This is a genomic window from Lysinibacillus sp. FSL K6-3209 (genome assembly GCF_037976175.1).
GTDB lineage: Bacteria > Bacillota > Bacilli > Bacillales_A > Planococcaceae > Lysinibacillus > Lysinibacillus sphaericus_D.
Genome location: NZ_CP150264.1, coordinates 92,728 through 110,246, shown reverse-complemented (window position 1 = coordinate 110,246; position 17,519 = coordinate 92,728). Strand labels below are relative to the sequence as shown.

Below are 17,519 nucleotides of genomic sequence, written 5' to 3'. Positions count from 1 at the left end.
CTTTTGGCATTTATTATTAAGCTCTCCACAAATCAAACTTATGCACATTATTTCATAGACGGCATCAATCTCGTATCCGCCGATTGCTTCCATAGTGTTACGCCTTCCTCTTGCCAATTCATCTGTTGCAGCGTTTCGTGTGCTCTTTGCAATTGCTCTCCAGATGGGGTAGGCGTAATTTCTATTAATGGTACTAACACGAAAGCTCGTTCATACATTCTTGGGTGTGGCACAAGTAAGCTCTCTGTTTCAATATTTTCGTGATTGTAGAGTAGAATATCAAGGTCGATGATTCGAGGCCCCCATCGAAACTCCCGAACACGACCTAGCTCATTCTCTACTGACTGACAAATCTTTAGCATTTCACAAGAAGAACTGCTTGTTCTAATATATACAGCGATATTTAAAAAATCTGCTTGGTCAGTAAAGCCTACAGCTGCAGTTTCATAGATAGAAGATATACGCATAACCTCTATCTGGTCTTTTTCCATCAAAAGTTCAATTGCACGCTGAAGGTTTTCATAACGTTCACCAATATTGGTGCCAATTGATATATATACGTCATTCATTAGAAGTCACCTCTAGTTATCTCAACTGAAACTTCTTTGTAATAACCATGGATTGGCGGATCTGGTTTAATCAACTCAACTCGTACACCTTTGACCTTGTCAGGATAAGCAGAGAGAATACTATTAGCGATTTTCGCAACAAGGGCTTCAATTAGTTTAAAAGGCTCGCCCTCAACGATATCACGACAAAGCGCATACACTTCAGCATAATTCACTGTATACGTTAAATCATCTGTGTCACCCGCTTTAGTCATATCAACCGCTAGTGAAACATTGGCGCGGAAGCGTTGACCAAGTGTTGTTTCTGCTGCTAAAACACCATGATAGCCATAAAACTGCATGTCCTTTAAATGAATATAGTCCATTACGCTTCCTCCTTGTAAATACGTTTACCAACTAACACATCAGCCATGTGTGCAGCACGAGCCATTTCTTTCACATCGTGCACACGGATTAGATGACAGCCTTTTTCAATGCCATAAACAACAGTTGCACATGTTCCTTCAATCCGTTCTTCTACAGGAAGCTGCAATACATTGCCAATCATTGACTTACGCGAAGTTGCTAATAACACAGGGTATCCCATATTCACTAAATCCGCTAGATGCTGCATCATTGCAATATTTTGAGCTGTTGTTTTAGCAAAACCAATGCCTGGATCCAATATAATATAAGAATCTTGCACACCAGCCTTCTTCGCAATAGCAATACTCTGTTCTAAATCCGCTTTGGCTGTTGCCCAAAAATTACTTCCATAATCTTTGTTTTCGCGATTATGCATTAAAATAATCGGTACATTTAGTTCCGCAGCAACTTCTGCAATGGCAGGTTCTGATTTGGCACCCCAAATATCATTAATAATATGAGCACCCGCTTCAATCGCCGCACGCGCTACTTTTGCTTTATACGTATCAACCGAAATAATAGCTGGTACTTCCGCGACTAGTGCCTGAATAACCGGAACAATGCGCGCAATTTCATCCTCATCAGAAATACGCTCATAACCAGGGCGTGTCGATTCACCGCCAACATCAATAATTTTCGCACCTTCAGCAACCATCTTTTTAGCCTGCTCTACAGCCGCCTCAACGCTATTGTATTTCCCACCATCTGAAAAAGAGTCTGGCGTGACATTTAAAATACCCATAATAAATGTTTCACTGTTATAATCTAAAGTAATCCCATTAATTGTTAACGGAGTTGTATAGTTTTCTAGCATTTTAATGCTCCTTCTATTGTTGTTCCACCTCTTTGATAAACGCCTCATGTAAACGTAAATAAATCGGTCCTTTATTGCCTAACAACTGAATATCTTCTAACTTGCAAATCGGAACAAGCTCTTGCACAGAGTTTGTAATAAAACATTCGCTCCCTTGCTCCACATCGTTTTTAGTAAATAAACCTTCTCGTATTTCCATACCTACTGACTGCGCTTGTTCTAGTATCCACGCTCTCGTAATACCAGGTAAAATACCCGCTTCTAAAGAAGGCGTATATAGTATATCATCTTTCACCCAAAATATATTTGAAGTGACACCTTCAGCCACATAGCCCTCCTCTGTTAAAAAGAAACCTTCCTGCATGGCTAAAGAGGACATTTCAAACCTCCCTAAAACGTTATTGCCATAATGATGCGATTTAACACGCAAAGTACCTTCAGGAGTATTCCGTCTTACCTCTAACCATTGCGCTGTTTTTTCCTTACCACGAGGAGTATCAGGCAACTCTTTCCGAAAGACGATTACATTGGGTTGTGTATACTCGCTCGGTTGCAAGCCTATACTGTGCTCCCCAGCAGATACATTTAAACGAAAATAACCATCTTGCCCACCGGCGGCTAAATTTAGTTGTTCAATAACAGCTAGTAAATCCTGTTGTGTATAAGGCATATGAATATGGAACTGCGTAAGTGCCGCTTGTAATCGTTCCATATGCGCTTCCCAAAATAATACCTTCCCATTGTAAGTACGCAACGTCTCGAAAAAACCTAAGCCATATAAAAAACCATGGTCAAATGGTGAGATTCGCAATTCCTCCGCTGTTACATAGGTCCCGTTCAACCAGCACTGCATATTATTTCGCTCCTTCTACATACAATTCGATAAAATGACGTAGAAGCTTTTTCCCCTGTTCCGTCATAATAGATTCTGGATGATATTGAACTCCTTCGATTGGATACTCTTTATGTCGAATCCCCATAATTTCTCCTTCCGCAGTCCAAGCTGTCACATCAAAACAGGCTGGTAAGCTTTCTTTTTCCACAATAAGCGAATGATATCGTGTTGCTTGAAATGGATTGGGCATACCTGCATGTAGACCATTTTCCGCATGCAACACCGGAGACGTTTTACCATGCATTAAACGTTCGGCACGAATAACATGCCCCCCAAAAACTTGAGCTATTGCTTGATGTCCAAGACACACCCCTAAAATAGGAATATTTCCCGCGAAATATCGAATGATGTTTAGACTTTCACCAGCTTCGTTCGGACTACAAGGTCCAGGAGAAATCACAATCATATCGGGCGCAAGTTTTTCAATATCCGCAATTGTTAGCGAATCATTTCTTTTCACAATTAACTCATGTCCAAATTCTCCAAAATACTGCACAAGATTATATGTAAAAGAATCATAGTTATCAATCATTAAAATCATTTTGCTCGCTCCTCTGCCATTGCCTTAGCCTGCCACATAGCTTTTGCTTTATTTAAAGATTCTTGGTATTCTCTTTCCGGAACAGAATCAATGACAATTCCTGCACCAGCTTGGATATGGGACATTCCATCTTTAACAAATGCTGTTCGTATTACAATATTCAATTCCATATCTCCTGTATAGCCTAACCAGCCGATGGAACCCGTATATAACCCTCGACGGACTGGTTCTAATTCTTCAATAATTTCCATCGTACGAATTTTAGGTGCACCTGTAATCGTCCCACCTGGGAACATCGCTCGAACAACATCCGCATTGGTCTTTCCTTCAGCTAGTTCGCCACGGACATTTGACACAATATGCATGACATGTGAATAACGTTCAATGACCATAAACTCATCGACCTCCACTGTACCGTACGTGGATACTCTCCCTAGGTCATTACGTTCTAAATCAACGAGCATCACATGTTCTGCTCGCTCCTTCTCGTTATCAATTAACTCCTGTGCCAACGCAATGTCTTGTTCATCAGACTTTCCTCTCGGACGCGTTCCTGCTATTGGTCGTGTTGATAACTCCTTACCATGGCGTTTCACCAATAGCTCTGGCGAACCCGACACAACCGCAAATTCAGGGGCTTCAATATACGCCATATATGGCGAAGGATTAAAGGTACGTAACGCTTCATAAACATCCATTGCTGTAGCATTTAGTTTTTTCGATTGACGGACTGATAAATTCACTTGAAACACATCACCTTGTGTTATATAGCTTTGAATTTTCTTCACAGCAGCTTCAAAGTCCGTTCCTGCAAATGACACAAGCAGCTCACTTTCATCATTTACCACTTCAACAGCATTTGTCTTTTCGAACTTTCTTAACTGCAAACCTTCCTGTGCCGCTACTTGCCAAGTATGTGCTCGCTCTTCAAGGTTCACATCACAGTTAGCTAACTTCATAAACGTTACTTCATTTGTCTTAACATCATGTACTGCCCAACAATCAAATAAATAAAAATAAATATCTGGCACCTTTAAATCATCTGTTGCTAGTTCTGGCAGCTCCTCAATTTTCCGTGCGTAATCGTATGACACAAAACCGATTGCGCCTCCTTGGAAAACAGGCAGTTTAGCATCATAAGTTAATTGATAGTTCGCTACTAACTGTTCTAATAAATCAAGTGGCTCCCCGTATAACATTTCGCGAGCGCCATCTCTCCACTCAATAAGCAAACCACCCGCAATTGATTGAGCAGTTGCTAATGGCTGCCAAGCAGCGATCGAATAGTGCCCCCCACGTCCACTCTCTAAAAATACATGGGCTTTTTCATCTGTCGTTTGCTTTTTATAGCTATAAAAAAACGCGTCTGCGTCCATTTTTACTGATTTCGTAGATAATGTATTCACGTTGCTCTTCCCCTTTGGATCATATGATGTGATTCCATCTTAACGTGAAAAATGCAGAGATGCGAATTTTTTTTGCTTCTAAAATAAATAACTATTAACGTCACTTCTTACTACAACCGCTTGCCAATACTGTCGTTTTTAATGGCACTATTTCTTGCTCAAAAGATGTTCCATACGGACGTTCTGTATAATTAAAAATTTTTCTAAACATGTTGCCAAGCTAAAATGCGTATGTGAATTTATTAATTGATTGTAGCTCGAGTCCTGCGTGAAAAGCGCAAAGAATAGTTAAAACCCGCCTATAAAAAGCAAGTAACCCCCTTTAAGGGAATCAACCTGCGCGCAGAATTTGACGCCACAGCTATTCCATAAAGAAAAAACTGTAGGCACACTCTCAATTTTTTGAGATTGCCTACAGTCTATAAGACTCCCTAATAGGAGGATGTCATGTTGTCTGAAAATTAGTCTTCAAATTGGTATAAAGGTGTAGATAGGTAACGCTCACCATTTGAAGGTACGATTGCAAGAACATTTGAGCCCTTACCTAAGCGTTTTGCTGTCTCAATTGCTGCATAGATCGCTGCACCTGAAGAAATACCGCATAGAATACCCTCTTCACGCGCTACTTTACGTGCTACTTCAAAGGCAATTTCATTTTCTACAGGGAATACTGAAGAATAAACGTCCGTATCTAAAACAGAAGGTACGAATCCAGCACCAATCCCTTGGATTTTATGCGGACCTGGTTGACCTCCTGAAAGTACTGGAGAATCTTTTGGCTCAACAGCAATAATTTCAATATCTGGGTACTTCTCTTTTAATACGCTACCAGCACCAGTAATTGTACCACCTGTACCAACACCAGCAACAAATCCATCTAATTTCAAGCCGTCAAAAGCTTCCACGATTTCTGGCCCTGTTGTTAAACGGTGAACAACTGCGTTTGCTGGGTTAGTGAATTGCTGAGGTAAAAAGTATCCGTGCTCTGCAGATAACTCTTCCGCCTTTGAAATGGCACCTTTCATGCCTGCTGGTCCAGGTGTTAACACTAGATCAGCACCATAAGCACGCAGTAAATTACGGCGCTCTAAACTCATTGTTTCTGGCATTACTAAGATTGCTTTATAGCCCTTAGCTGCAGCAATCATTGCTAATCCAATTCCTGTATTACCAGAAGTAGGTTCAATAATCGTACCACCTGGTTTTAACGTTCCGTCTTTTTCAGCAGCTTCAATCATCGCCAACGCTAAACGGTCTTTTACTGAGCTCCCTGGGTTAAAATACTCTAATTTAACATATACAGTACCTTCATTTTCACCTGTTGCATGATTTAATTTTACAATTGGTGTTTTACCAACTAATTCAGCTACTGAGTTCGCTAATCTACTCATTTATTATTCCACTCCTAATCCCTACTAATTTTATAGGTTTTACTTATTTTGTATTTTATCAATTTTCCAGTTACATTGTCAATCAATAAAGCTTATATTTTCAGAATATTTATTTGAAGCCAGAAAGTACGTTACTTTCTGGCTTCCTTTTATCATTTCTTTTCTTCACCATAATACCAAGTCGCCTTAAATTCAGACCAAAATGCTTCAGGTGTTATAGATTGTTGCAATTGCTCCAACGCAAGCTCCCGTTCGATATGTTCTTTCACATCGTCATATGTAAAGGATTGACCTTCTATTACTTCTTGAACTTGCACGATTCCGTAATGGCCATTATCTAACTTAAATACCTTACTAATTTCATTTGCCGATAAAGTTTTAACCGCTTTTAACAGAGCTGGATCAATATTGCCCTGCTTCTCTGTTAAGAAGCCTATGTCTCCACCTAAGCTAGCCGATGCACTGTCAATTGAAATTTCACGTGCCAGCACAGAAAAATCAGACCCATTTTTTAGTTCACTTAGCGCTTCTTCAGCAGCTTTTTTTGAGTCTACCTCAATAAAATTTGTACGATAACTTGTGTCAGTATTATATAATGCTTTATTTTCTTCATAGTATTTTTTTATACTGTCTTCTTTAATCACTACATCTTTTGTTAGTACTTTATCTAAAATAAGCTCCGAGCGAATTTTCTGCTTTAACTGGTCAGCCGAAAGATTTTGCAATGCTGTATCGAATTTATCTTGAGCTGAACGCATTAGGGCAAGTTCTAAATCAATCTCTTGATTCGACACTTTTATTTTATATTTATCAGCAGCCTTTTCCATAACAGATTCATTCACTAAGTTTTGGAGAGTTTCTTTACCATAGCGTTCTTCCATAGCAATCATCCAGTCTTGGCGTGTTATTACATCGCCATCAACGGTAGCGACTTGTTCGTCGCTACCAATTTCCTGACCTTTATTTGGAATTAACCAAGCAATAAACCATAAAAAATTCCCTAGTAATAATATAGCAATAACTATTAAAGCCGGTTTTGTTTTTAAACGGCGTTGCAATAAGGGCGTTTGGTTGGTTGTTGAAGATGTCTGTGGTCTCCGATTACGCGTTGAGCTCATCGATAAAACCTTCTAGTTCTTCTTTTGAGAAATGATATGTTTCTAAACAGAAGTGACATTGCGCTTCAGCCGCACCATCTTCATCAATCATTTCTTGAATTTCCTGCGAACCCAAACCTAAAATTGCTGCACCAAATCGCTCTTTTGAACATTGACATTTAAATTCAACCGGCATTGAATCTAAAATTTGGACTTTTCCTTCTCCTAATACAGCCTCTAAAATTTGCTCTGGCGTATAGCCCTTTTCAATCATTTTCGATACAGGCTCTAGCGTCGCTAAATGTTGCTCGATTGCATCAATTGTTTCTTCTTCACAGCCCGGCATCAGTTGAAGAATAAAGCCGCCCGCTGCTAGAATAGAATTATCTGGATTTACTAGTACACCAAGTCCCACAGATGAAGGTACCTGTTCAGATGTTGCAAAATAGTAAGTAAAATCTTCTGCAATTTCTCCAGATATGATTGGTGTTTGACCAGAGAACATATCACGTAAGCCTAGGTCCTTGACAATCGTTAACGCACCTTCCGTGCCGACACCAGCTCGTACATCCAATTTACCTTGTTCGTTTAAATTAAAATGCACATGTGGATTTGTTACAAAACCACGGACTTCGCCTTGAGCGTTACTGTCAATTACCATAGGACCGATTGGACCATTACCTTCGATTTTAATCGTAATCTTTTCTTGACCCTTTAACATAGCTCCCATCATGACACCAGCAGTCATGGAACGGCCAAGAGCTGCTGACACAACTGGCCACGTATTATGACGGCGTTGTGCTTCTCCTACAGTGGCTGTTGTACAAGCAGCGAAAACACGCACCTGCCCATTAAATCCTAAACCTCGAACTAAATAATCTTTCATAAATGAAAAGTCCCTCTTTTCTTATTGGTTACGTTTATATAACTTATATAAACCTTTTAATGTTAAAAATGGATCAACGACATCTATTACTTGCGTCTCCCCAGCAATTAAATTGGCTAATCCTCCAGTTGCAATCACAAGCGGCTCTTCTTTACTTTGTGCCTTCATGCGATTAACAATGCCCTCCACTTGTCCAACAAAACCATAAAAAATGCCGGCCTGCATCGCAGAAACGGTTGTTTTTCCAACAATATGTGTAGAACGAAGAATTTCAATACGTGGTAATCGAGCTGCCTGCGTATAAAGTGCCTCCGTTGAAATTGAAATACCTGGAGCAATAGCACCGCCCATATAATCGCCTTTTTCATTCAAATAACAATATGTTGTTGCTGTACCAAAATCCACAATAATTAACGGTGCTTTATATGCATCGAGCGCTGCTATTGCGTTTACGATTCGATCCGAACCAACCTCTCGTGGGTTTTCATATTTAATATTTAAACCTGTTTTGACACCGGGGCCAACGACCAATGGTTTTTTCCGGAAATATTTTTTGCACATTGCTTCTAACGAAAACATAATCGGCGGTACAACCGAGGATATAATAATGCCAGTAATTTGTTCAAATGAAATGCCTGCATGGTTAAAAAAAGCGAGTACTTGCATCGCATATTCGTCTTCTGTTTTATGAAGATCCGTAACCATTCGCCAATGAAAAGCGAGCTGATCATTTGTATCATAGACTCCCAATACAATATTTGAATTTCCTGCATCCAATACTAAAATCACGGCCGATGCCTCCATATCAAATTCGCCCCCATGAAACCGACTGAGTTTCATTACTATCAACAAACGTTTGTTTGTGTAACTTCACTTCATCGAACTAGAGGCGCTTATTTTCAGTTTAAGAAGGCGCTTCGCTGAACACCAAATAAAGTTTGAACACTTTAGAAAATGATACCACACTTTTAAGCCAATGAAATAGCATTCCTACTCACGATAAAGGAGCTACCCGACATTTTAGAAATTTTAGAAGGTAGCTCCATCACATTATTTAAAATTAAATTTTTCAGGGTCTGGTCCGCAACGCAAACCGTCATTCATAGCATCTAATTGCGCCATTTCTTCATCAGCTAACGCAAAATCAAAAACATCTAAGTTTTCTGTCATACGTGATGGTGTCATTGTTTTTGGGATGGTTACAACACCATGTTGAACATCATATCGCAAAACAATTTGTGCTGGAGTTTTGTTGTATTTACTTGCTAACTGTTGAATTAACGCTTCCTCCAACAAAGAACCATTCATTAATGGTGACCATGCTTCTACTTGAATACGATGTTCTTTACAATAATTACGTACTTCCTCCTGCGTCAGATGGGGGTGAAATTCTATTTGATTGATAACAGGAATAACCGTCGTTTCTTTTAATAAATGTTCTAAATGATGTACATGAAAATTGCTGACACCGATGGAACGAACACGCCCGTCCTGATAAATTTTTTCAAGCGCTTTATATGCCTCAATATAGCTCGTATCTAAACCTGGCCAATGAATTAAATATAAATCTAAATAATCTAAACCTAATTTTTCTAAACTGCTAGCGTATGCGGCTAGTGTCTCTTCATAAGAAAGTCCGTCATTCCAAACTTTTGAAGTTATAAAAAGCTCCTCACGTGCAACGAGACCTTCATCAATTGCTGCGCGAATTCCACGCCCAACGCTTTCCTCATTACGATACACTTGTGCAGTATCTATGCTACGATAGCCTTTTGCGATAGCCGTTTTAACAGCTTCAGCCAAATCATCTCCATCTGGTACACGGAATACACCATAGCCTACTAAAGGCATTTCTAGTCCATTATTCAATGTTACGTTTTCCATGTTCAACACTCCTATCCATTATGCAGACGCATAACATACTATTTACATCGTAATGCTTCATGCAAAAAAAAAGCAAAGAAAAAGACTGCTTATGAAATTTTCATAAGCAGTCTTTTATGTGATTAATCACGTTTTTCGTCGATCCCTTTAGGAGCATCCTTTTGGTCGAAACCTTCTTTTGGTAAATCCGCTGTTGTTGGATTTGGCGCTTCGCTTAGCAATTCTTTTTCAAGAACAGGTTTACCGACTTTTTCTAAAGTTGGTTGTGCTTCAGCTTTAGGCGCTTGTTCTACAACGTTTTCCACCGCTTCAGGTTCTGGTAAAACACCATGATCGCGTAAATGTTCGATTTCTTGCGCATTTAATGTTTCTTTTTCCATTAAAGTATTCGCAATTAAATCAAGTAAATGGCGTTTTTCTGTCAGAATACGTTTAGTACGTTCATACTGCGTATCGATAATTTTTTGCATTTCTTTATCGATTTCATAAGCAATTGAATCTGAGTAGTTTTGATCAGAGTTGAAGTCACGACCAAGGAATACATTCCCACCTTGACTTGACCCAAATTGCATCGCACCAAGATTTTCACTCATACCATATTCTGTAACCATTGCACGTGCAATGCTTGTTACCTTTTGGAAGTCATTATGAGCCCCAGTAGATACTTCACCTAGCACGATTTCTTCAGCTACACGACCACCAAGAAGTCCCGCAATACGGTCTAACAGCTCTTGTTTTGTTGTGAAGAAACGTTCTTCCTTCGGTAACATAATCGCATAACCACCCGCTTGACCACGTGGTACGATTGTTACTTTATGAACTGTATCTGCTTCATCAAGCTCTAGACCAACAACAACGTGACCCGCTTCATGGAAGGATACAAGCTTTTTCTCTTTTGCAGAGTAAACGCGGCTCGCTTTCGCTGGACCTGCAATAACACGGTCAGATGCCTCATCAATATCTGCCATATTAATCGTACGTTTACTTTTACGTGCTGCTACAAGTGCAGCTTCGTTCAATAAGTTTTCTAAATCCGCACCCGAGAAGCCTGGTGTACGTTGTGCTACAGCTGCTAAATCGACTGAATCCGATAGAGGCTTATTGCGAGCATGCACTTTTAGAATGGCTTCACGGCCTTTTACATCAGGATGTCCTACTGTAATTTGACGGTCAAAACGACCAGGACGTAATAACGCTTTATCTAAAATATCTGGACGGTTTGTTGCCGCGATAATAATAATCCCTTCGTTTGCACCGAAGCCATCCATTTCAACTAATAATTGGTTCAATGTTTGCTCACGTTCATCGTGACCACCGCCAAGACCAGCACCACGCTGACGACCTACAGCATCAATTTCATCAATGAAAATGATACATGGAGCATTTTTCTTCGCATTTTCGAATAAATCACGCACACGTGAAGCACCTACACCGACAAACATTTCTACGAAGTCAGAACCTGAAATCGAGAAGAATGGTACGCCAGCTTCACCTGCTACTGCACGAGCAAGTAATGTTTTACCTGTACCTGGAGGACCTACAAGTAAGATACCTTTTGGAATACGAGCACCTATTTCAGTGAATTTGCGGTGATCCTTTAAAAAATCAACGACCTCTACAAGTTCCGCTTTCTCTTCATCTGCACCCGCTACATCAGTAAAACGAACTTTTTTCTTTTGGTCATCATAAAGCTTAGCTTTACTTTTACCAAAACTCATTACTTTATTGCCGCCACCTTGAGATTGACTCATTAGGAAGAAGAATAAGAAGATGATAATGATGAATGGAATAATACCTGTAAAGAACTGTACCCATCCACTCGTTTCTGGTGCTTTCAAGAAATCTATATTGCTATTCTTATCCTTAGCAGCTTCATCGATTCGATCCATCAATGATTGGTTATCGCGGGGAAGGTTCACTGTGAAACTTTCGCCTTTTTCATAACCTTTCATGGAACCTTCAACAATATATACTGATTTATCAGGTTGAATTTTTGCTTCTGTAATTTCATTCTTATCAAGAGCTTCTAAAAACTCTGGGTAAGTAATTTCTTTCGTCGGCGATTTACCGCCATTGAAAGTACCAAATATACCAATGATCACTAGGAAAATCAGTAAATAGAATATGGTATATCGAAATATTCGATTCATCTCCAGCCTCCTCATTACAAACAGAAAAATTATAAGTAAAATCTTAACATATCATGATTTCATCATACAACGAAAAGCCTTACTTAAAAAAAGTTTCGTTCGAATTTTGTCGAAATCTAAACATATTTACTCCCACTAATTACAATCCCAGCGAATTTGCAACTGGTAATCCTCTTTTGGCGCAACTTTCGATGCGTCCAAAACTGAATTGTTTTTTTCAATCTACCTATGTCATCCGCTGGAGGCTTAACTTGTACCCACGCATCTATGCGAGCGGGCTAAGTCATTAAAATGAATAAACTTCTGGCTTTAAAATACCGATATATGGTAAATTGCGGTATTTTTCAGCGTAGTCTAAACCATAGCCAACAACAAAGCCATCGGGAACTTTGAAGCCAACATAATCAGCAGAAAGGTTTACTTTTCGTCCTGATGGTTTGTCTAAAAGGGTAACAATTTTAATGGATTTTGCTTTACGGTATTTAAATAGATCTACCAGGTAGCTTAGCGTTAACCCGCTATCAATGATGTCCTCGATAATTAATACATCACGACCCTCAACACTTGTGTTTAAATCCTTTAAAATTTTCACTTCACCAGATGAAACTGTTGCATTACCATAGCTAGATACATCCATAAAATCTAGCTCAATAAAAGAATCAAAACGTTTCATTAAGTCTGTCATGAAGGGCATCGCACCTTTAAGTACGCCGACAGCTAACGGGAATGAATCTTGATATTCCTCTGTCAATTGGGCGCCTAGCTCAGCGATTCTTTCTTGCAGTTGTTCTTCTGTAATCATAATTTTTTCGATGTCATTTTGTAACATATTGATTCCTCCTCGTGTGTATCAAAAACTTTCAACCTGTATGTAGGTGAAATATTTTACAAAGACCATTAGTCTACGATGAGCACTGTATCATCGCTTGGTTGCGGCGTAGTTGAAAAATAAACACCCATACGCACACCAATTACCGCTACGACCTCGTTAGATTGAGAACTCAGTAACGGCCAGCTATTTCGCTCATTTAAAGGAATCTTTTCATCTATAAAAAGGCGAGATAAACGTTTTGGCTTATCCATTCCTTTTAACAGCATTCGGTCTCCTTCCTTACGTGCCCTAATATAGAGTGGAAGTGTAAGTTTATTAGCGTTAAAGTAAAAAAGTTGTGCACTATCTGTAAGCAATTCGGATGCTAATTCAGACAGCTTAACGACAGATAGACGGACACCATTTTTTAATGTTGTCCTATCATTAGCAGTTAAAACAATTCCTTTTTCAGGGTAAATTTCACTTTCTAATGATTCGCTTTTCTGAATCGTCAATTTGCCATAACGGCGAACTGCCATAAAACCTTCTGGTAAGTGAACTTCTGCATACCCAGATGTTGTTTCACAAAGCTTTAAAAGCGAAGTTAAGATAGCATAACTTTGTATCGTATTTGAATCTTTGTAAAGATAGTTTAATAGTATTAAAATGAGCCTCCTTTGTAAAGCAGGTGCTACCATTTCAAATGCTTCTATCTCCATACTATACATATTTTCTTTGTATATTTTTACTGTTTTTGAAAATATGTCTTGTGCAAGTGTCATTAAGTACGCATCATCCTCTTGCAAATGCTTTGTAAATCGACTCGTCTGCTCAGCTACACGTGGGTTTTCCGCCTCCAATAGGGGTACTACGTGGTGTCTATAACGATTTCTTACGTAGGAGTCTTTCAGATTGCTCGCATCTTCACGATAATTCAAACCCTGCTTCCGTAAATATTCCCTTATTTCGGACTTTGTAACCGTTAAAAACGGACGAATTAATGATTTTCCTGCAAAAATACGCTTTGGACGAATACCTTGCATACTATTCATCGTAGCATTTTTCGTCAGGGCCATTAATACTGACTCCAGTTGATCGTCCGCATGATGTGCAGTTACAAGCTTGGTTGCCATCGTTTTATGTATGACTTCTGCAAAATAACGATAGCGTTCTCTACGACAAACTAACTGTGAGTTGCCATTTTCCAGCGCTAAAATTTCTGGAATAGGAATGGCTGTTGCATGCAACATAACGCCATATTTATCGCAATAGCGTTGGACAAAAGCTCTATCCTCAGCGGATGCCTCGCCTCTTAACATATGATCGACATGCACTGCCTCGACCTCAATGCCCCATTGCTCTTTAGTTTTCACAAAGTAATGGAGTAGTGCCATTGAATCTACACCACCCGAAACGGCGACGAGAAGATGGTCGTCTTGCTGTAATAATTGCTCTTCATCAATAAATTGTTTGACCTTTAATTCAAATGACAAACGCTTCTCCTCCCCTTTTCGTTTCTTTTTACGAAGATTTACTCATGGAATATTGAGCTGGTTTAAATACTGCCCATGTTGGCACGACGTGGGTAACTTCTAACATCAATACTGTACAGTCATCCTCTATTGCATAATACGATTGGAAGGACTGCATGATTGTTGTTAATTTATCTTGTATGGTTTTATTTGTGCTTGCTACCTGCTGTGCGAATGCTAAAAAGGATTCTTCTTGCTCATCCCAATCGGCAATGCTTGAAAACAGACCATCGGAATGCATCAGTATGACATCGCCCGCCTTGAGCTTTCTTTTTTCAGCTTCAACCGCCGAAATTGACAAAAACCCAACAGGTGCTGCGTTACTCTCAACTTTCAATACCTCTTTGCCTCGTAAAATATAGGTGGACATGCCCCCCGCCTTCCACGACCATAAATCGCCATGTTGTAAATCGACTAGAGCAAAGTCGAGCGTAGCGTACATATCATCCTGTTGCTTAAGAGACATCACATAATGCAAGGTATGCATCGCTGTCTCGGGATTCATATTGAAATTCAAACATTCCCGCATTAAATGAATCAATTTCCTACTCTCATGCTGTGCTTCTTTACTCTGCCCCATTCCATCAGACAACAAGATGGCAAATAACCCTGGATGCAATTGGAATAGCGCGTGTGAATCACCAGAATAGAGCGTTGCATCTTTTGACATGCTATATATATCATACTCTACTTCAAAGCTAATAGCTGATCTAAAGCTTACTTGAATGTGACGAAATGGTACATCACACGCAACAACTTTATCAATTTCAAACGGTTCTTCAAAAATATCGTATAAAATTGGCAAAATCATACGCTCTGCTACTGTTGTATCCTCTTCCCAATTAACACGTGCAGGAGCTAGTGCGCATACGATTTTTCGCGCGCCCGCCTTATTGCTCAGCACATCAAGCTGAAAACACTCGATATGAGCATCCTTCAAGCGTTGAATAATATCCTTCTCTACGCTGACGAAAGAGATTGTTTCTTCTTTCATCTCTGCAATTAACTGATTAAGATGATTACTCATATCGCGTAACTGAAGGGCAATCATTTTTTTACCATGAAAATACTGTCCATTAATACGCTCCCTATACAGTTCCGTCTCCAATTCCTCGAAAATTTTGGTTGCTTTAACACATTTATATCGAATTTGTTCTTCCACCCGGTGGATAGACGATTCTTTCCCTACACCTTTCATATGAAACCAATCTGTCATAAGCTTGTCCATGCCATTATTTTGCGCGCCCCAGCACCGATCATGGCGAAAACAACTTAAACATGTATTCATAGGAGCCACTTCTTCTTTCACTGCTACAGGGGCTGTCATAAAGCGTTCAAATACAAGTTCTTTCATGAAATGAACGAAATGTTGAAAGTGCTCTAGCTTAAATGTAACATGCTCTGTCAACCAATGTTGCCTAGCTAATAACACTTCTTCACGTTGTGGAAAAAGCTTGTTACGCACTTTATCTGAATAGCTTTTAGGAAGAACTAAAAAAACCAAACTGCCTATAGCAATTGACGTGAAGTACACGCTATCTAATGGCAACGTTGCGTCATAAAATAAAAAAAACACACTCGGCAAAATGCTACCAATCGCTACACCAAATCTCCCTGCACGAGCCCCCATACCTGCACAAAGCCCCGTTAAGGTTGCAACCGACAACATCCCTGTAAAAGATAACTTTGCCACACCTATAAGTGCTCCTAATACCGCTCCTATTACAGTAGCTAGCGGCACACTTCCCACGGATGCACCAAAACAAATAAGTAGTTGTAATAAAAAAATAGGTAGAGAAAAATAGCTAATGACGACGGCTTGCATCCCCGTAAGCATAGCCGCAAATACAACTAATGCTGAGCCTAGCCGTTCATATGTCCAATGGCTTGTAAACCACTCATAGGAGTTAACAAAAAGCACTTGCATAAATAACGTCATAATGAGCGCTAACGCTACTTCACATCCTACATAAAATTGTACAAGCACTGGCGGAAGCCCTTGGTGCATTACTCCTTGCCATAATACTTGTACGATAAGTACAGCAAGTGAAACGGCAATACTTTGGGGTAACTGCCAATATCGGAAACGTTGTATACATTCATACATGCCTATTTGTAATGCTAGAATGAGGACTTGTCCAAAACCAAGGAAATAACAGCCTATTAAACCGCCTATTAAGACGAACTTCGCATACTCTTTATATTTACTGCGAATAATCGCCCAAAACGGGACAGAGAAAGGTACAGCTGCTTCAAACACCACAGATTGAGCTAAAAAAAAGGATGTTAAGAAAAATAGGGAACCTATCAGCAATTGCCTTTTTCTTGCCCCCGATTTTTGGTCGTCTACATTCGCTGTTTCATACCATTCAACACTAGTCATTACATAATCCCCTTTCTACACTTTTTCGTTATTATAAGAAATTATGTGTGGAAAGATTGTCTGACGATGGCAAAAAAAAATATAAACATTTCGACGAATACATATGCATAAATACGTTAATTGTCAGCAAGTACTAAAAAAATAGGATACTGTGCAAAATTACAGTAAATATTTTTCGGAATATTCTATTATTACGTGTTTTTATGGTGCTAACGTCATTTTTTGCGCTGATATTCATGCGCTCACGGTGTTTGTTCTCATGCAAATAGATGCTTTTTCATTTTTTTAAGATTTTTATTAAACTTTTTTCATAAAGAATATTGACACTTGGTTTAATGGATTGTATTATTTAACTTGTCCTTAAAAAAGAAATGCGGAAGTAGTTCAGTGGTAGAACACCACCTTGCCAAGGTGGGGGTCGCGAGTTCGAACCTCGTCTTCCGCTCCAATAACATTTCGGCGGCCTAGCTCAGCTGGCTAGAGCGTACGGTTCATACCCGTAAGGTCGGGGGTTCGATCCCCTCGGCCGCCACCATAATTGGCCCCTTGGTCAAGCGGTTAAGACACCGCCCTTTCACGGCGGTAACACGGGTTCGAATCCCGTAGGGGTCATACTGCAAAATGGCTTAGAAGTATTTTCTAAGCCGTTTAAATTGTCGACAAAAGGCATCAAGAGTGAATTTAAACTCCTTGATGCCTTTTGTTATTTTTTGTGTTTTTAAAAATACTGAAGTGAATCTTTTGTAAACAAGAAC

General features: G+C 39.5%; 15 protein-coding genes and 3 tRNA genes. 3 read left to right on the top strand and 15 right to left on the bottom strand.

The genetic code is table 11. From position 1 onward, the window contains the following. Window positions 1-47: 47 nt before the first annotated feature. The 15 genes from folK to MHH88_RS00445 all read right to left on the bottom strand — a co-directional run bounded on the left by folK (window position 48) and on the right by MHH88_RS00445 (window position 16,764). Window positions 48-569, bottom strand: coding sequence for a 2-amino-4-hydroxy-6-hydroxymethyldihydropteridine diphosphokinase (folK, locus tag MHH88_RS00515; RefSeq protein WP_069510865.1), 522 nt, complete (start codon window positions 567-569; stop codon window positions 48-50). After that, window positions 569-934, bottom strand: coding sequence for a dihydroneopterin aldolase (gene folB / locus MHH88_RS00510; RefSeq protein WP_024362617.1), 366 nt, complete (start codon window positions 932-934; stop codon window positions 569-571). Before folB ends, folK begins: the two co-directional genes overlap by 1 nt. Further along, complete coding sequence (gene folP / locus MHH88_RS00505) at window positions 934-1,788, bottom strand: dihydropteroate synthase (protein WP_339260868.1); 855 nt, start codon at window positions 1,786-1,788, stop codon at window positions 934-936. Before folP ends, folB begins: the two co-directional genes overlap by 1 nt. A gap of 13 nt (window positions 1,789-1,801) precedes the next feature. Then, window positions 1,802-2,641, bottom strand: a complete 840-nt coding sequence (pabC, locus tag MHH88_RS00500) for an aminodeoxychorismate lyase (protein WP_339260866.1) — start codon at window positions 2,639-2,641, stop codon at window positions 1,802-1,804. A 1-nt stretch (window position 2,642) separates the two neighbouring features. Continuing rightward, window positions 2,643-3,224 carry an aminodeoxychorismate/anthranilate synthase component II gene (gene pabA, locus MHH88_RS00495; RefSeq protein WP_069510859.1) on the bottom strand — a complete coding sequence of 194 codons (582 nt, stop codon included), beginning with the start codon at window positions 3,222-3,224 and terminating at the stop codon, window positions 2,643-2,645. Further along, window positions 3,221-4,600 carry an anthranilate synthase component I family protein gene (locus MHH88_RS00490; RefSeq protein ID WP_339262968.1) on the bottom strand — a complete coding sequence of 460 codons (1,380 nt, stop codon included), beginning with the start codon at window positions 4,598-4,600 and terminating at the stop codon, window positions 3,221-3,223. Before MHH88_RS00490 ends, pabA begins: the two co-directional genes overlap by 4 nt. A 491-nt stretch (window positions 4,601-5,091) precedes the next feature. After that, window positions 5,092-6,021: a cysteine synthase A gene (gene cysK / locus MHH88_RS00485; protein WP_339260863.1), complete on the bottom strand. Its 930-nt coding sequence runs from the start codon at window positions 6,019-6,021 to the stop codon at window positions 5,092-5,094. A 152-nt stretch (window positions 6,022-6,173) separates the two neighbouring features. Beyond that, complete coding sequence (locus tag MHH88_RS00480) at window positions 6,174-7,139, bottom strand: peptidyl-prolyl cis-trans isomerase (RefSeq protein WP_339260861.1); 966 nt, start codon at window positions 7,137-7,139, stop codon at window positions 6,174-6,176. Then, window positions 7,123-8,004, bottom strand: a complete 882-nt coding sequence (gene hslO, locus MHH88_RS00475; protein ID WP_339260859.1) for an Hsp33 family molecular chaperone HslO — start codon at window positions 8,002-8,004, stop codon at window positions 7,123-7,125. Before hslO ends, MHH88_RS00480 begins: the two co-directional genes overlap by 17 nt. Before the next feature lie 21 nt (window positions 8,005-8,025). Beyond that, window positions 8,026-8,793 carry a type III pantothenate kinase gene (locus MHH88_RS00470; protein ID WP_025218335.1) on the bottom strand — a complete coding sequence of 256 codons (768 nt, stop codon included), beginning with the start codon at window positions 8,791-8,793 and terminating at the stop codon, window positions 8,026-8,028. Window positions 8,794-9,054: 261 nt separating this feature from the next. Beyond that, entirely contained in the window at window positions 9,055-9,888 is an 834-nt protein-coding gene (locus MHH88_RS00465) for an aldo/keto reductase (protein WP_339260856.1), read from the bottom strand. A gap of 122 nt (window positions 9,889-10,010) precedes the next feature. Beyond that, window positions 10,011-12,038 (bottom strand): ATP-dependent zinc metalloprotease FtsH, encoded by a 2,028-nt coding sequence (gene ftsH / locus MHH88_RS00460; RefSeq protein ID WP_024362607.1) that lies wholly within the window; start codon window positions 12,036-12,038, stop codon window positions 10,011-10,013. A 286-nt stretch (window positions 12,039-12,324) separates the two neighbouring features. Continuing rightward, window positions 12,325-12,867: a hypoxanthine phosphoribosyltransferase gene (gene hpt / locus MHH88_RS00455; protein ID WP_069510847.1), complete on the bottom strand. Its 543-nt coding sequence runs from the start codon at window positions 12,865-12,867 to the stop codon at window positions 12,325-12,327. A 68-nt stretch (window positions 12,868-12,935) separates the two neighbouring features. Further along, a complete protein-coding gene (tilS, locus tag MHH88_RS00450) occupies window positions 12,936-14,342 on the bottom strand; it encodes a tRNA lysidine(34) synthetase TilS (RefSeq protein WP_103978036.1) in 1,407 nt (468 codons plus the stop codon). A 28-nt stretch (window positions 14,343-14,370) separates the two neighbouring features. Then, on the bottom strand, window positions 14,371-16,764 hold the full coding sequence (locus MHH88_RS00445) for a SpoIIE family protein phosphatase (RefSeq protein WP_339260852.1): 2,394 nt from the start codon (window positions 16,762-16,764) through the stop codon (window positions 14,371-14,373). 373 nt (window positions 16,765-17,137) lie between these two features. Between MHH88_RS00445 and MHH88_RS00440 the strand changes: the two genes are divergently transcribed. From MHH88_RS00440 to MHH88_RS00430, 3 genes are all read left to right on the top strand, one after another. Then, a tRNA-Gly gene (locus MHH88_RS00440) sits at window positions 17,138-17,212 on the top strand. 10 nt (window positions 17,213-17,222) lie between these two features. Beyond that, a tRNA-Met gene (locus MHH88_RS00435) sits at window positions 17,223-17,299 on the top strand. A 5-nt stretch (window positions 17,300-17,304) separates the two neighbouring features. After that, window positions 17,305-17,376 (top strand) — tRNA-Glu (locus MHH88_RS00430). Window positions 17,377-17,519: the final 143 nt, after the last annotated feature.

What these genes read in the sequence shown, in the direction of transcription:
- MHH88_RS00445 (WP_339260852.1), bottom strand. Translation starts at nt 16,764, where the DNA reads ATGACTAGTGTTGAATGGTATGAAACAGCGAATGTAGACGACCAAAAA.
- MHH88_RS00480 (WP_339260861.1), bottom strand. Translation starts at nt 7,139, where the DNA reads ATGAGCTCAACGCGTAATCGGAGACCACAGACATCTTCAACAACCAAC.
- folK (WP_069510865.1), bottom strand. Translation starts at nt 569, where the DNA reads ATGAATGACGTATATATATCAATTGGCACCAATATTGGTGAACGTTAT.
- MHH88_RS00490 (WP_339262968.1), bottom strand. Translation starts at nt 4,600, where the DNA reads ATGGACGCAGACGCGTTTTTTTATAGCTATAAAAAGCAAACGACAGAT.
- cysK (WP_339260863.1), bottom strand. Translation starts at nt 6,021, where the DNA reads ATGAGTAGATTAGCGAACTCAGTAGCTGAATTAGTTGGTAAAACACCA.
- folB (WP_024362617.1), bottom strand. Translation starts at nt 934, where the DNA reads ATGGACTATATTCATTTAAAGGACATGCAGTTTTATGGCTATCATGGT.
- folP (WP_339260868.1), bottom strand. Translation starts at nt 1,788, where the DNA reads ATGCTAGAAAACTATACAACTCCGTTAACAATTAATGGGATTACTTTA.
- ftsH (WP_024362607.1), bottom strand. Translation starts at nt 12,038, where the DNA reads ATGAATCGAATATTTCGATATACCATATTCTATTTACTGATTTTCCTA.
- MHH88_RS00465 (WP_339260856.1), bottom strand. Translation starts at nt 9,888, where the DNA reads ATGGAAAACGTAACATTGAATAATGGACTAGAAATGCCTTTAGTAGGC.
- pabA (WP_069510859.1), bottom strand. Translation starts at nt 3,224, where the DNA reads ATGATTTTAATGATTGATAACTATGATTCTTTTACATATAATCTTGTG.
- hpt (WP_069510847.1), bottom strand. Translation starts at nt 12,867, where the DNA reads ATGTTACAAAATGACATCGAAAAAATTATGATTACAGAAGAACAACTG.
- hslO (WP_339260859.1), bottom strand. Translation starts at nt 8,004, where the DNA reads ATGAAAGATTATTTAGTTCGAGGTTTAGGATTTAATGGGCAGGTGCGT.
- pabC (WP_339260866.1), bottom strand. Translation starts at nt 2,641, where the DNA reads ATGCAGTGCTGGTTGAACGGGACCTATGTAACAGCGGAGGAATTGCGA.